This window comes from Streptomyces sp. NPDC031210 (genome assembly GCF_055570395.1).
Map to the genome: position 1 here is coordinate 52,017 of NZ_JBVIHH010000020.1, position 14,403 is coordinate 66,419.

Annotated in this window: 12 protein-coding genes; 9 read left to right on the forward strand and 3 right to left on the reverse strand. The window is 73.0% G+C overall.

Annotated features, from left to right (window positions below):
* Positions 1-128 precede the first annotated feature (128 nt).
* From ACZ45Z_RS29435 to ACZ45Z_RS29455, 5 genes are all read left to right on the forward strand, one after another.
* Positions 129-860: a transglycosylase family protein gene (locus tag ACZ45Z_RS29435; RefSeq protein ID WP_468368677.1), complete on the forward strand. Its 732-nt coding sequence runs from the start codon at positions 129-131 to the stop codon at positions 858-860.
* A 198-nt stretch (positions 861-1,058) separates the two neighbouring features.
* On the forward strand, positions 1,059-2,318 hold the full coding sequence (locus tag ACZ45Z_RS29440; RefSeq protein ID WP_468368679.1) for a glycosyltransferase family 4 protein: 1,260 nt from the start codon (positions 1,059-1,061) through the stop codon (positions 2,316-2,318).
* On the forward strand, positions 2,315-3,322 hold the full coding sequence (locus ACZ45Z_RS29445) for a hypothetical protein (protein ID WP_468368681.1): 1,008 nt from the start codon (positions 2,315-2,317) through the stop codon (positions 3,320-3,322). The genes ACZ45Z_RS29440 and ACZ45Z_RS29445 overlap by 4 nt, the downstream gene beginning before the upstream one ends.
* Positions 3,323-3,441: 119 nt before the next feature.
* On the forward strand, positions 3,442-4,401 hold the full coding sequence (locus ACZ45Z_RS29450) for a helix-turn-helix transcriptional regulator (RefSeq protein WP_468368684.1): 960 nt from the start codon (positions 3,442-3,444) through the stop codon (positions 4,399-4,401).
* A 454-nt stretch (positions 4,402-4,855) separates the two neighbouring features.
* Positions 4,856-5,071: an I78 family peptidase inhibitor gene (locus tag ACZ45Z_RS29455; protein ID WP_468368686.1), complete on the forward strand. Its 216-nt coding sequence runs from the start codon at positions 4,856-4,858 to the stop codon at positions 5,069-5,071.
* 116 nt (positions 5,072-5,187) lie between these two features.
* Here the strand turns inward: ACZ45Z_RS29455 and ACZ45Z_RS29460 are convergent, their stop codons facing one another.
* Positions 5,188-6,219, reverse strand: coding sequence for a phosphatase PAP2 family protein (locus ACZ45Z_RS29460; RefSeq protein WP_468368689.1), 1,032 nt, complete (start codon positions 6,217-6,219; stop codon positions 5,188-5,190).
* A gap of 267 nt (positions 6,220-6,486) precedes the next feature.
* Positions 6,487-7,680 (reverse strand): hypothetical protein, encoded by a 1,194-nt coding sequence (locus ACZ45Z_RS29465; protein ID WP_468368692.1) that lies wholly within the window; start codon positions 7,678-7,680, stop codon positions 6,487-6,489.
* Between the two features lie 212 nt (positions 7,681-7,892).
* Between ACZ45Z_RS29465 and ACZ45Z_RS29470 the strand changes: the two genes are divergently transcribed.
* Entirely contained in the window at positions 7,893-9,560 is a 1,668-nt protein-coding gene (locus tag ACZ45Z_RS29470) for an MFS transporter (protein WP_468368695.1), read from the forward strand.
* Positions 9,561-9,729: 169 nt separating this feature from the next.
* Positions 9,730-10,923, forward strand: coding sequence for an acyl-CoA dehydrogenase family protein (locus ACZ45Z_RS29475; RefSeq protein ID WP_468368697.1), 1,194 nt, complete (start codon positions 9,730-9,732; stop codon positions 10,921-10,923).
* A 13-nt stretch (positions 10,924-10,936) separates the two neighbouring features.
* Here ACZ45Z_RS29475 and ACZ45Z_RS29480 read toward each other — a convergent pair whose 3' ends face one another.
* A complete protein-coding gene (locus tag ACZ45Z_RS29480; RefSeq protein ID WP_468368700.1) occupies positions 10,937-11,386 on the reverse strand; it encodes a cell division protein SepF in 450 nt (149 codons plus the stop codon).
* Positions 11,387-11,934: 548 nt separating this feature from the next.
* Between ACZ45Z_RS29480 and ACZ45Z_RS29485 the strand changes: the two genes are divergently transcribed.
* Complete coding sequence (locus tag ACZ45Z_RS29485; protein WP_468368702.1) at positions 11,935-12,843, forward strand: S1 family peptidase; 909 nt, start codon at positions 11,935-11,937, stop codon at positions 12,841-12,843.
* A gap of 226 nt (positions 12,844-13,069) precedes the next feature.
* Entirely contained in the window at positions 13,070-14,095 is a 1,026-nt protein-coding gene (locus tag ACZ45Z_RS29490; RefSeq protein WP_468368705.1) for a slipin family protein, read from the forward strand.
* The last annotated feature ends 308 nt before the right edge of the window (positions 14,096-14,403 follow it).

Consider the following 14,403-nt stretch of genomic DNA (forward strand, 5'->3'; position numbering starts at 1 on the left):
GCCCCACCGCTTGGGAAAAAGAGAGCGAGGGGGGGGGGGGGGGTAGGAACATAGGGGGGGGGGGGGGTGTTTGCGCGCGGCCCCCCCCCCCCCGGCCCGCGCCGCGCGGCGCTCTAGCCTCCCGGCCTGTGTCAGACAACTCTCCGATGGTGCGGCGCCTGGCGGCCCCGGCCGGGCTGCTCACCGCCGCGGCCACCGCTCTGGTCCTGTGCCTGGCCGGTGCCGCGCCGGCCCCCCGGCCCCAGGGGGGCGACATCGGGGACGGCCGCCCGGGCGACGGCGCCCCCGCCGGTGGCGGCCCGGCCGGTGGTGGCCCGGCCGCGTACGCCTGCGCCGCCGACCAGTGGCCCTGGGGCTGCGTCGCCGAGTGCGAGAGCGGCGGCGACTGGCACATCAACACCGGCAACGGCTACTACGGCGGCCTCCAGTTCTGGCAGCCCACCTGGAAGCGCTTCGGCGGCCTCACCCACGCGCCGCGGGCGGACCTCGCCACCCGCGAGGCGCAGATCGAGGTCGCGGAACGGGTGCTCGCCCGGCAGGGCTGGGCGGCCTGGCCCACCTGCTCCAAGCGCTACGGACTGAGCGGCCACACCTACGGCCCGCCGCCCGAGAGCCCGCCCGGAAGCTCCCCCGACGACCCGGCCGGCGGCACCCACGTCGTCCGGCGCGGCGACACACTCGTCAAGATCGCGCGCAAGTACCGCGTCCCGGGCGGCTGGCGGGCCCTGTACAAGGCCAACCGGAAAATCGTCGGGTCGCGGCCCGAACGCCTGATCGTCGGCATGAGGCTGGTGCTGCCCGCGGCCGAGCGGCAGGGAGCGGCGGTGGACCCGATTCCGGTGACGCCGCCGCAGGGGTGAGGGATTTCGCGTCCGTCAGGTTCCCTCCCACGCCTACCGATTGCCTAACTTTTTCGGAACAACTTGGCGAAAGCCGTCAACCCGGAACCTCGTTTCGCGCTCTTAGCGTTCAGCAGTCGGAGCATGACGCCGCGTCAGCGCGCGCCACGGTCCGTCGGGGAGCGGAACCAGTAGGAAGACCAGGGGACACGGGGACGGATGCACATCTCATTCCTGATACACAATGCCTACGGCATCGGGGGGACGATCCGGACCACGTTCAACCTGGCCCGCACGCTCGCCGAGCGCCACGACGTCGAGATCGTGTCCGTGCTGCGCCACCGTGACGCCCCGGCCTTCGACCTCGGCCCACGCGTCGCGCTGCGCCCCCTCGTGGACCTCAGGGAGTCCGCCTCCACGTACGAGGGCGCCGACCCCGCGCACACCCGCCCCGCCAAGGTATTCCCGGCCGCCGAGGGCCGCTTCGCGCAGTACAGCGAGCTCACCGACCGCCGGATCGCCCAGCACCTGCGCCGGACCGAGGCGGACGTCGTGGTCGGCACCCGGCCCGGGCTGAACGTCCACATAGCCCGGCAGGCGCGCCGTGGCCCGGTCCGCATAGGGCAGGAGCACCTCACCCTCGACACCCACAGCCGCGCGCTGAAGCTGGCGCTGCGCGGCGCCTACCCGCGGCTCGACGCGGTCACCACCGTCACCGAGGCCGACGCCCGCGCCTACCGCACCACGCTGCGGCTGCCCGGCGTACGCGTCGAAGCGGTGCCCAACAGCGTGCCCGCGCCCGGCCTCCAGCCCGCCGACGGCACCGGCAAGTGGGTTGTCGCGGCCGGCCGGCTCGCCAAGGCCAAGCGCTACGACGTCCTCATCCGCGCCTTCGCCCAGGTCGCCGCCGAGCGCCCCGACTGGCGGCTGCGGATATACGGCGGCGGCGCCGAGAAGCCGGCCCTGCGCGCCCTGATCGACGAACTCGGCCTCTACAACCACGTCTTCCTCATGGGCCCGGCCACCCCGCTGGAGCCGGAGTGGGCCAAGGGCTCCGTCGCCGCCGTCTCCTCCAGCCTCGAATCGTTCGGCATGACGATCGTGGAGGCGATGCGCAGCGGCCTGCCGGTCGTCGCCACCGACTGCCCGCACGGCCCCCGCGAGATCATCAACGACGGGGTGGACGGCAAGCTGGTGCCGGTCGGCGACCCGTCCGCGCTGGCCGCCTCGCTGCTGGAAGTGATCAACGACGACGCCGCCCGCAAGCGGATGGGCGCCGCCGCGCTCGCCGCGTCGGCCCGCTTCGACCCCGCCACCGTCGCCGGCCGCTACGAGGCGCTGTTCGGCGAACTGCTCGCCCAAAGACGCGGCAGCCGCCTGCGCGGCACCCTGCACCGCACCCGAGGAGCCCTGTTGAGCGGCGCATACGCCACCAAGGACGCGGCCCGCGCCGCGCTGAGAGGGGTGCGGACGGCATGAACGCCTCGACGCAGTTGCCCCCGACCGGACACCAGGCGAAGGAGCCCTCGGCCATCGACCAGCAACCCGCCCTCCCGGCGCCCGCAGGACCCCACGGCACGGCGCCCGAAAGTCGCCGCGGGCCGGCCGCCGGCGCCGCGGCGGGCGAGGAGACGGGCCCGCCGGCGGAACCGGTGGAGCTCAAGGCCGACTGCATCGCGGACTCCGCGGGCGGACTCACCTTCGACCTGACCGCCCCGGACGACCACACCGCCGCCTGGAACGCCGCGCTGGTGCTGCGGCTGCGGGGCGGCGACGGCGTCGACGACGAGGTGCGGCTGCCGCTCGGACCCAACGGCACGGGCCGACTGCGCGCCGTCCTGCCGAGCACCGTCGCCCTCGCCGAGGGCCGCTGGAACGCCTACGCCGATCTCGGTGACGGCCGGGCCCCGCGGCGGCTGCTGCCGGGCGTCAACGACCTGCGGTCGCTGGTGGACCGCCGGCCACTGGCGGGCATCGGCCAGCTCGGCGTGCGCATCCCGTACGCCACCAAGCGGGGCAATCTCGCGCTGCGTAGCTGGCTGCGCGGCCCGCACGCGGAGGCCGGCGACATCCTGGTGGCGCCGGAGGGGATGACGGTCTCCGGGCGGCTCTACGGCGCGGCCCCGGCCGCCGGGGCGCGGGCCGAGGCACGCCCACGGCGCGGCCGGGCGGGCGGCGCGGCCCCTGTCGGCGTGCCCCTGGACGTCGACGGCCCGGACTTTTCCTTCACGCTGCCCTACGAGGAGCTGGCCCGCCGCTGGGAGGGCGGCACCGAGCCGTGGGATGTGTGGCTGCGTCCCGCCGAGGGCGCCCGGCCGGTCCGCATCGCCCGCCTCCTGGACGACGTCCCGGACAAGAAGCAGGTCTTCAGCTACCCCGCGCTGCCGGTCGCGGCGCCGGGGGCGCAGGTGCTGGTCGGCCCGTACTACACGCTCGACAACGACCTGGCGATACGCGTCGCGGGGCCGGCCGGGGAGGAGTGACGGGCCCGCGGGAGGCGTGAGCCGGCGACCGGCGGTCCGGAGAGGGCGGGAGCCGGGCCCGGCCTTGGGCCCGGACCCGAGGACCGTATCCGTCCTCGAAGGCTGCGAGACTCGACAGCATGCTGGACACCTCCGCACGGCTGCTTCGCCTGCTCTCCCTCCTCCAGGCGCACCGGAGTTGGTCGGGCGCCGAGATCGCCGACCGGCTCGGCGTCACCCCGCGCACCGTACGCCGCGACATCGACCGGCTGCGGGAGCTGGGCTACCCCGTGCACTCCACCCCCGGGACCGCCGGAGGCTACCAACTCGGGGCCGGCGCCGAGCTCCCGCCGCTGCTGCTGGACGACGAGGAGGCGGTGGCGGTCGCGGTCGGGCTGCGCAGTGCCGCGGTGGGCGGCGTGGCGGGCATCGAGGAGACCTCGGTACGGGCCCTGGCCAAGCTGGAGCAGGTACTGCCGCACCGGCTGCGCCGCCGGGTGGGCGCGCTGAACGCCTTCACCGTCCCGATGCTCGCCCCGCCCGGCGGCCCCCGGGTCGACCCCGGGGTCCTCACCGAACTCGCGCACGCCTGCCGGGACTGCCGGCAACTGCGGTTCGCCTACGCCGCCCACGACGGCACGGTCACCCGCCGTACGGTCGAACCGCACCGCCTGGTGTCCGCCCAGCGCCGCTGGTATCTCGTCGCCTGGGACCTGGACCGCGCCGACTGGCGCACCTACCGCGCCGACCGCATCACCCCCACCCCGCCGCACGGCCCGTCGTTCACGCCCCGTACGCCGCCCGCCGAGGATCTCGCCGCGTACGTCTCCGAGGGCGTCTCCACGCGCGCCTACGCGGAGCGGGCGACGGTGCTGCTGCGGGTGCCGGCGGCCGAGGCCGCCGCCCGGGTCAGCCCGTCCGCCGGGGTGATCGAGGCGGTCGACGACCACAGTTGCCTGCTGCGCACCGGGGCGCAGGGGCTGGACGAGATGGTCGTCCACATCGTCTTGCTGGGCTTCGACTTCGAGGTCCGCGAACCGCCGGAGCTGGTGGAGCGGATACGCGAGGTGCGGGACCGGCTTTCGCGGGCGCTCGGCTAGGGGGCCGACGCGGCTCCGCGGTCGCAGTCGCAGTCGCAGTTGCAGTCCCGGTCCCGGAGCGCGGTCGCGGGTGCGGCGTCGCGAGTGGTCCGGCGGGAAGGGGCGATGTGCGGGAAATGTGTGCGGAGTGTGTCTCGTCCGGCTATTTCCGGGCGGGTGAAGAAGGGGCCGGGGCAGCGGGAATTCCCGGCGGCCGGGGAACTGCCGGGGCGGGCGGGCCCGCCGTCGGCCGAGCCGGTCGCATTCCGTTCCCCACGCGCTCAGGGGCGAATTCCGGCTGATTTATTTTCCACCCGGTTGCGGCAACGCACGGCACGTATGGGTGACGGAAGTTACCGCAAACGCACGAGCGTTCGCTGTGACACAAGTGTGACCAATGCGGGACCGCCAAGGCACCGCGGCGTGCGAAGGAAGGGCCTTCCGTGCCCCGGCGCGGGCGCATACGGTGGCTGTCATGGCACCCGTACCGAACACTCCGCACACCCCCCAGGACGACACCGAGGCGTATATCGGCCTCGCCCAGCAGGACGCCGAGGAGCGGGCCCGCGCGCACGGCTGGAGTACCGTCCGCTCCCTTCCGCCGGGCGCCATCATCACCATGGAGTACGTGAGCGGCCGGCTCAATTTCGAGGTGAAGGACGGCGTGGTGCACCGCACCTGGCAGGGCTGAGACCCTGGAATCAGGCGACGACGAAGGCCCCGGCGGTGCTCCCGAGGGAGCGGCCGGGGCCTTCGGTGCGGGGAGGCGGGTGTGCGTACCGGGCCCCGCGGTTCGTGGGGGAGCGGTCAGCCGGTTCCGTTGCGGCCGCGGCCCGAGGTGGGGCTCAGCGGCGTGGTGCGCGGGACGCGGTCCGCGTGCGGCGGCCGGCGGCTGCCCGCCGGGGTGACCGGCGAGCGCTCCGAGCGGGAGGTGTGCGGGCGCGGCGGGTGGTGCGGCCAGCCGTCCGGGGCGCGGGCGGCGGAGCCGCGGCCCGTCCCGGCGCCGACCGTCTCGCGGACCAGCACCTCGCCGTCCGGGGCGACCCGCTGCCGGGCCATTCCCGGAGCCATCGCGCCGACCGGCAGGGGGCCGCGCAGGGAGTCCGGGCGCAGCCGCAGCCACAGCCGCAGCAGCATGCCCATGATGCGGTCCTCCGCCCAGGTCAGCCCGGGCTCCAGCCACGGCAGTGCCAGCAGGACCACCAGGCCGGCGGCCCAGCCGAGGAGCACGTCGCTGACCCAGTGCGTACCGAGGTAGACCGTGGTCATGCCGACGCCGAGCGCGCCCAGTGCGGCGATCACCGACAGGGTGCGGCGGCGCAGCGGGGTGGTCGCCAGATAGGCCAGCACACCCCAGGTGACCACGGCGTTCGCGGTGTGGCCGGAGGGGAATATATCGCCGCCGAGGGCCATCTCGTTGGCGCCGACCGTCGTGGCGTAGTGCGGGCCGAGGCGGCCCATGCCGATCTTGGCGGCACCCACGGTGAGGTTCAGCAGCAGCAGCGAGGCGCCGAGGACCAGCAGCGGGTGGAGGTTGCGCTGCCGCCAGCAGCGCCAACCCAGCCAGGCCGCCACCGCCACCGCGGTCGGTCCGCGCTGTCCCAGCACGACGAAGTAGTCGAGGAACGCATGAATCTGCGGCCATTGCTTGTACGGCCGGAAGAACATGACTTGCCAGTCGAAGGTGACCAGCCATGAAGTCGCCAGCACTCCGACCACGATCGCGAGGTACACCGCCAGCGTGCCTCCGAACAGCCACAGGCGGGTCCGGGTCATGCGGGGTCGGGCGCGATCGGTCGGGCGCTCCTCCATCTGGTCGAGCTTGTCATCGGTACGCACTCAATCGACGTTACCGCGTGTGATGTAGCAGCTTGGTCAAACTGTGAGCTTTGTAATGACGATGTGATGTGGAATACGTCTCAGGCGGGGTGTGCGGACGAGGATTCGGAAGGGAATTCCCCGCCTTTAGGAATGGCTCCCGGGACGGCTGCCCGGCGTCGTCGCGAACGCCTTATCTGCTTTTCTCCGGCGCCGGTTTATCCGCGATTTCCCGGCGCGCCGTGACCTGTTTCCGGCGCAGGGCGTCGACGGAGCGGGTTCTTCCGGTCACGGAGGGCCGGAACCGTTCAGCCAGAAGGCGCCGTAGACGGCGGATCCGGCCGCGATCAGCCCCACCACCAGCCAGGACCGTGCCGGACGCCACCGGGCCAGGCCCACCGCGAGCGGCAGCAGCAGCGGGTAGGCGGGCAGCATCAGCCGGGGCTTGGAGCCGAAGTAGCCCTTCGCGGTGAGCGCCAGCGTCAGCACCACGCCGCCGTAGACCAGCAGCGGAAGCGGCTGGCCCTGCCGCGCACCGCGCAGATACAGCCAGATCACCAGCCCGACGCCGACGAGCAGGCCGAGGCCGCCCGCGAAAGCCGGCCCCGACAACTGCCGCCACACGAACCCGGCGAAGGCGATACCGCCGTCGAAGCCGTTGCCCCAGCCGCCCTGGACGTCCAGATAGCCCGTGAGACCGCCCCGGCGGGCCCCGACCCACAGGAAGTAGCCGCACCAGCCGAGCGGGGCGAGCAGCACGCCCAGCAGCATCGCCCGGTGCCGGCCGCGGAAGAACGCGCGCCACGGCACGCCGCCGGCCCGCTCGTCGCGCACCGTCACCGCCGCCGTGATCCACACCGCCGCGACGACCGCGGCGCCCACCGGCCGGGTCAGCCCCGCCAGGCAGGCCAGCAGGCCCGCCGCCACCCAGCGCCCGGTCAGCACGCAGTACACGCCCCACGCGGCGAGCGCGGTGAACAGCGACTCCGAATACGCCATCGACTGCACGATCCCGACCGGCAGCGCGGCCCACAGCGCCGCCAGGGCCACCCCCGCCCGGGGCCCGTGCAGTCGCTCGCCGGTGGCGTACAGCGCCCACGCCGCGCCCAGCGACGCCGACCAGGCCACCACCATGCCCGCGTCGGCGGCGGACAGCGGGACGAGTGCCGACAGTCCGCGCTCCAGCCAGGGCAGCAGCGGGAAGAACGCCAGGTCGGAGTGCACGTCGCCGTTGGGCAGCGGCAGGCTGTAGCCGTAGCCCCGCTCGGCGACGCGGGCATACCAGAGCGAGTCCCAGCGGGCGGTCAGCAGCGTGTGCCAGTTCTTGCCGTCGGCGGCCGACCAGACCGTGAGCACGGTCAGGCCGAGCAGCCGGATCGCCGCGTACGCCGCGAGCGCCGGGGCGGCACGGTGCAGCGCGGCCCGGGCGGCCGTGCCGCGCCGCGTCCGGTCGGCGGCGGCGGTGGAGGCGAGATCGTTCATCCGGCCGATTATCCAGGTGGCCGAAGAGCGCTCATCGACGGCGGGTGCGGGAACGCCTTGCCTTGCGATGCGCGTCTCATCGTGAGGTGAGCCACGCGGCCCCCCGGGTGATTCGCGTAGTCTGACGTCTCATACTCGCCCGTGCCGCCGTTTCACCGGGGCCGTTTTCGCGCCCTGATCCGCGGCCGCGAGAGCATGACAGGAGGTACCGCATGTCCGGGACGACCACGTCCGGCAAGGGGCGGACGGCTGGTGTTCCCCGGCTTTCGGGCGGCGGCGTGAACCGCTGGACCGTGCTGATCGTGTTGTGCGTCAGCCTGCTCTTCGTCGCGCTGGACACCACGATCCTGTACGTGGCCGTGCCCTCCGTCACCGAGGACCTGCGGCCCGGCCCGGTGGAGCTCTTGTGGATCGTCGACGTCTATCCGCTGATAGCGGCGTCGCTGCTGATCCTCTTCGGCACGCTCGGGGACCGCGTCGGCAGGCGCCGCGTCCTCCTCCTCGGCTACGGCCTGTTCGGTCTGGCCTCGGCGGCCGCGGCCCTGGCGCCCAACCCGCAGATCCTGATGGTGGCCCGCGCCCTGCTCGGCATCGGCGGCGCCATGATCATGCCGGCGACCCTGTCGATCCTGCGCCAGGTCTTCCCCGACCGGCGCGAGCGGGCGGTGGCGATCGGCGTGTGGAGCGCGGTGGCCGCGGTCGGCGCCGCGGTCGGCCCCGTCCTCGGCGGCTTCCTCGTCGAGAACTTCTGGTGGGGTTCGGTCTTCCTCATCAACATCCCGATGATGGCCGTGATGCTGCTGATAGGCCGCTGGCTGCTGCCGGAGTCGCGCGGCGAGCGCAACGGCCCCTGGGACGTGATCGGCGCGATCATCGCGGCCCTCGGCGTGCTGGGCGTCGTCCTCGGCGTCAAGCGGATCGGGAGCGGCACCGCCGTCCTCGATCCCACCACCCTCGGCCCGATCGTCGCCGGCACCCTGCTGCTCGTCCTCTTCGTCCGCCGCCAGCGCCGCCGCGCCCATCCGCTGATCGACATGCGGCTCTTCGCCCGCCCCGCCTTCGGCACCTCCGTCGGCTGCATCGTGCTGGCGATGCTCGCCCTGGTGGGCCTCCAGCTCATCGCCGTCCAGTACCTCCAGCTCGTCCTCGGACTGAGCCCCCTGGAGACCGGTGTGCGGATGCTGCCGCTGGTCTTCGCGGCCATGACCGCGGGCCTGACCGGCTCGCGGATGCTGCAAGCGGTCGGCCCGCGCGCGATGGTCGCCCTCGGCTTCGTCCTCACCGCCGTCGCCGTCCTGTGCCTGACCGCGATGAGCGACCAGGACCGCCCCTGGCTGCTCTCCCTCGGCTTCGTGCTGCTGGGCTTCGGCTTCCAGTCCACGCTGTTCGGGGCGTACGAGTCGATGCTCAGCGAGGCGCCCGCCGAACAGTCCGGCGGCGCCGCCGCCATCGGGGAGACGTCCTACCAACTGGGCGCGGGCATCGGCGTCGCGCTGCTGGGCAGCGTCATGAACGCCGCCTACGCGCCGGGCCTGAACCATGTCGGCGGGGTGCCCCGGGCGGTCGCCGCCTCGGCGTCGCACTCGCTCGGCGAGGCGTACAAGGTCGCGGCGGGGCTCGCCGAACCGGCCCGGGCCGCGCTGCGCCAAGCGGCCCGCGCCTCCTTCGTCCACGGCCTGCACGTCACCCTCGTCGCGAGCGCCGTGCTGCTGCTGCTCGGCGCGGCGATCGCGCTGCGGCTGCCGCGCCGCGCCGCGGAATCCACGGAACGGGCCGAGGCCGAGGACGAGACCGCGCCGGGCGAGCGGCCCGTGGTGGGCGCCCAGGCGACGGGCGGGCGGGTGGACGGCGAACCGGCTCCGGCGAACTCCACCCGCTGACGGCCCGGCCCCCTGGCCGCGGGCTCCTTCCGTACGGCGGGCCCGCGACGCGCCGTACGCCGCCACGCGCCCGGTGACCCTTGCCCGGCGGTGCTGGGGGCCGTACCGTCGGAACGGCAATAACTACCACTGCTAGTTTTCGCGCGCCGCACCCGCCGGAGGCCCCGTCATGTCCGCACAGCCGTCCTCGCCGCCGCCCTTCGACGCCGCCGACCCCCTGGGCATCGACGACCTGCTCACCGACGAGGACCGCGCCGTCCGCGGCACCGTCCGCCAGTGGGCCGCCGACCGGGTCCTGCCGCAGATCGCCGACTGGTACGAACGCGGCGAGCTCCCCGGCATCCGCGAGCTGGCCCGGGAGCTGGGCTCGCTCGGCGCCCTCGGGATGTCGCTGACCGGCTACGGCTGCGCCGGTGCCTCCGCCGTCCAGTACGGCCTGGCCTGTCTGGAGCTGGAGGCCGCGGACTCCGGCATCCGCTCGCTGGTCTCCGTCCAGGGCTCCCTGGCCATGTATGCGATCTGGCGCTTCGGCTCCGAGGAGCAGAAGCGGCGCTGGCTGCCGGGCATGGCCGCCGGCGAGATCATCGGCTGCTTCGGCCTGACCGAACCCGACCACGGCTCCGACCCGGCCGGCATGCGCACCCACGCCAAGAAGGACGGCACCGACTGGGTGCTGAGCGGCCGCAAGATGTGGATCACCAACGGTTCGGTGGCCGGCGTCGCCGTGGTCTGGGCCCGCACCGACGAGGGCATCCGCGGCTTCGCCGTCCCCACCGACACCCCCGGCTTCTCCGCCCCCGAGATCAAGCACAAGTGGTCCCTGCGCGCCTCGGTGACCAGCGAACTGGTGATGGACGACGTACGGCTGCCGGCCGACGCGGTCCTCCCCGGCGCCACCGGCCTGCGCGGCCCGCTCAGTTGTCTCAGCCACGCCCGGTACGGCATCGTCTGGGGCTCCATGGGCGCCGCCCGCGCCAGCTTCGAGGCGGCCCTGGACTACGCCAAGGGCCGGGAGCAGTTCGGCCGGCCCATCGGAGGCTTCCAGCTCACCCAGGCCAAGCTCGCCGACATGGCCGTCGAACTGCACAAGGGAATCCTGCTCGCCCACCACCTGGGGCTGCGGATGGACGCGGGGCGGCTGCGCCCCGAGCAGATCAGCTTCGGCAAGCTGAACAACGTACGCGAGGCGATCGAGATCTGCCGCACCGCGCGGACGATCCTGGGCGCCAACGGGATCTCGCTCGAATACCCCGTGATGCGGCACGCGACCAACCTCGAATCGGTCCTCACCTACGAGGGGACCGTCGAGATGCACCAGCTCGTGCTGGGCAAGGCCCTCACCGGACTCGACGCCTTCCGCTGAGCGGCCCCGCCGGCTAGCTCTGGTTGAAAAAACCGCCGTTGCGGTGGCCGCGGGCCTCCCCGCTCACGACCTGGTAGTCGGCGGGAGTCAGCAGGAACACCCGGGTGGCGACGCGCTCGATCGATCCGCGCAGGCCGAAGGTCAGGCCGGCGGCGAAGTCCACCACGCGCTTGGCGTCGGCCGGTTCCATGGCCGTCAGGTTGACGATCACCGGGACGCCGTCCCGGAACAGCTCGCCGATGCCACGGGCGTCCCGGAAGCCGTCCGGGGTGACCGTGGCGATGCGGGTGCCCTGGTCCTGGGCGGTCCGGTCGGCCACCCGGACGCGTGGGTCGGTCACCCAGGAGTCGCCGCCGCTCTCGCCGGCCTGGGGTCCTTCGGCGTATTCGTCGTCGTAGTAGCGCTCGTCATCGTTGTCGTCGACGAGGCCAAGCCAGGCACTCGCCTTGCGCACCGATCCCATTGACGCCTCCTCTCACCCGCGGTGTCTGTGTATCCGCCTCTCTATCGTCGTCCATGAGGCGGAGGGTGTGCCAAGTGGATAGCCGCCGCACGGGGGGTTCGTGACACATCTGGTGCAAAGGGGGTGGCGTGTCGTCAGCTCCCCTGTGGGAAAGGGGAACTGACAGTGCGGCGGGCATCACGTAGGGTACGCGCTCGGCGGCGTCGACACCTAGTCAGCAAGCGTCGGGAACGGTTCGGAACCAGGACACAACCGCCGGGTCGGTTCCGTGGTCGGACCAGGGGTGATGTCCGGCGGCCCCGCTCGACGCCGACGGCCGTTTCTCTCATGGGGAGTTGACGCCGCGGGTGCGGGCGTACGACAACCATGTGTCCGGCCCGTAGACATTCGTGAATCCCTCTTGCGCTGCGGGGGTGGCGCCCCCGACACTCCCGATCAGCGCTTGTCAGGGGCACGCGGAAAAGGAACGTGCGGATTCCCGTGTGCCTTTCGGCTGCGCCTCACAGGCCGCCTACAGGTGGCCCAACCGATCCCCTCGGAGGAATCACGTGAGGAACGAGCGCACCACCCCCCGCAGCGGCGTAGCGAGACGCACCCGGCTGATCGCCATCGCGTCCGGACTCGTGGCCGTCGGAGCCATCGCCATCCCGACCGCCAACGCCCAGAACACCGCGCCCGCCCAGAAGTTCAGCGCCACCCAACTGTCCGCCGCGAGCAACGCGGTACGCGCCGCGGATGTCGCGGGCACCGCGTGGCGGGTCGACAAGGCGGCCAACTCCCTTGTCGTCACGGCCGACAGCACCGTCTCCCAGGCGGAGATAGCCAAGATCGAGCGGGCTGCGGGCGGCAACGCCGGTGCGCTGCGCATCGAGCGCACCGCGGGCACCTTCCGCAAGTTCATCTCCGGCGGCGACGCCATCTACGCGCCGAGCTGGCGCTGCTCGCTCGGCTTCAACGTCCGTAGCGGCAGCACGTATTACTTCCTGACGGCCGGCCACTGCACCGACGGCAACCCGCCGTGGTACAGCAACTCCGCGCGCACCACGAGCCTGGGGCCGACCACCGGATCCAGCTTCCCCGGAAACGACTACGGCATCGTGAAGTACACCAACACCTCCGTGTCGCACCCGGGAACGGTCGGCGGCCAGGACATCACCAGCGCCTCCACCCCGAGTGTCGGGCAGACGGTCACCCGGCGCGGCTCCACCACCGGCACCCACAGCGGCCGGGTCACCGCGCTGAACGCCACCGTCAACTACGGCGGCGGCGACATCGTCTCCGGACTCATCCAGACCACCGTCTGCGCCGAGCCCGGTGACAGCGGCGGCCCGCTCTACTCCGGGTCCACCGCGCACGGCCTCACCTCCGGAGGCAGCGGCGACTGCAGCTCCGGCGGCACCACGTTCTTCCAGCCCGTCACCGAGGCGCTCAGCGCGTACGGCGTGAGCGTCTACTGACCGGCTGACACCGGCCGGCTCCACGGCCGGGCGCGGCTCCACAGGCACGGCTCCACCTGTACGGCTCGACCGGAAACGCGATCCGGCAGCACGAAGGGCCCTCGTCCGCCGGCGGACGAGGGCCCGCATGCGTTTCGCCACGGCTTTTCGACCATCCTCCGGACCGGGCATACCATGGAAAACGGTATGCAATCGGGCGGCGGATGGCTCACATCAGGGGGCCGTGATGGTCGAAGAACTGGTGACCGCCGGGGTGGCGCTGGCGTCCGTGGGCGCCGTCTACCTCATCGCGGCGGCACGGGTCGTCAAGCAGTACGAACGCGGTGTGGTGCTCCGGCTGGGACGGCTGGCGTCCCAGGTGCGCGGGCCGGGTTTCACCATGATCGTTCCCGGCGTCGACCGGATGCGCAAGGTCAACATGCAGATCGTCACGATGCCGGTGCCCGCCCAGGAGGGCATCACCCGCGACAACGTCACCGTCCGGGTCGACGCGGTGGTCTATTTCAAGGTCGTGGACGCGGCCGAGGCGGTCGTCGAGGTCGAGGACTACCGCTTCGCGGTCTCCCAGGTCGCCCAGACCTCGCTGCGCTCGATCATCGGCAAGAGTGATCTGGACGATCTGCTCTCCAACCGCGAGAAGCTGAACGAGGGCCTCGCCGTGATGATCGACAGCCCCGCGCTGGGTTGGGGCGTACGGATCGACCGGGTGGAGATAAAGGACGTCTCCCTGCCGGAGACGATGAAGCGGTCGATGGCCCGGCAGGCGGAGGCGACCCGCGACCGGCGGGCCCGGGTGATCAACGCCGACGCCGAGCTCCAGGCGTCCAAGAAGCTGTCCGAGGCGGCCGCGGCGATGTCCGGCCAGCCGGCGGCGCTGCAACTGAGGCTGCTCCAGACGGTGGTTGCGGTCGCCGCCGAGAAGAACTCCACCCTCGTGCTGCCCTTCCCCGTGGAGCTGCTGCGCTTCCTGGAGCGCTCCGGGCTCCAGGCCCAGTCGCAGACGGCACTGGCGGAGGCGGAGGCCCAGGCGCAGGCCCAGGCAGGGAAGACCGGGGTGGGAGAGGTCCCGGCCGGGCAGGCCGAGGTGGGGCAGGCCGGGGCCGGTCGGGTCGGCGGAGAGCCGGGGCTGGAGGAGCCGGAGGACGTCCGCCCGACCGCCGAGGGGGACCGGTTCGAGGGCGACGCCCTGCCGCCCGAGCTGGCCGCCCTCCCCGAGCCGGATGATCTCCCCGCGCCGGAGAACCTGCCGTAGGCGCGGGCGTAGGCGTCCTCCCGTCCGGGTCCGGGTCTGTTCCGTGGCCCGGACCGGTGCTTTCCGGACAGGTGCGGCCCCCGCACCTCGCGCGGCCCCCGGCGACCCGCCCGGCCGTGCCCGCCCGCCGATGTCCGCTGACGTCGGTGCCCAGGATTCCGGCCGGGCACGGAGCTGTGTGACCGCCGTGTGAGGAAAGGGTGAACGCCCGCACCTCCGACCGGAACTCGGTCTTGTGCGCGGGGGAGAGGGGCGGGAATACTCGGCTCACGTTGGCATGGACGCGACTCCCCGGTGCCACTCGGCGG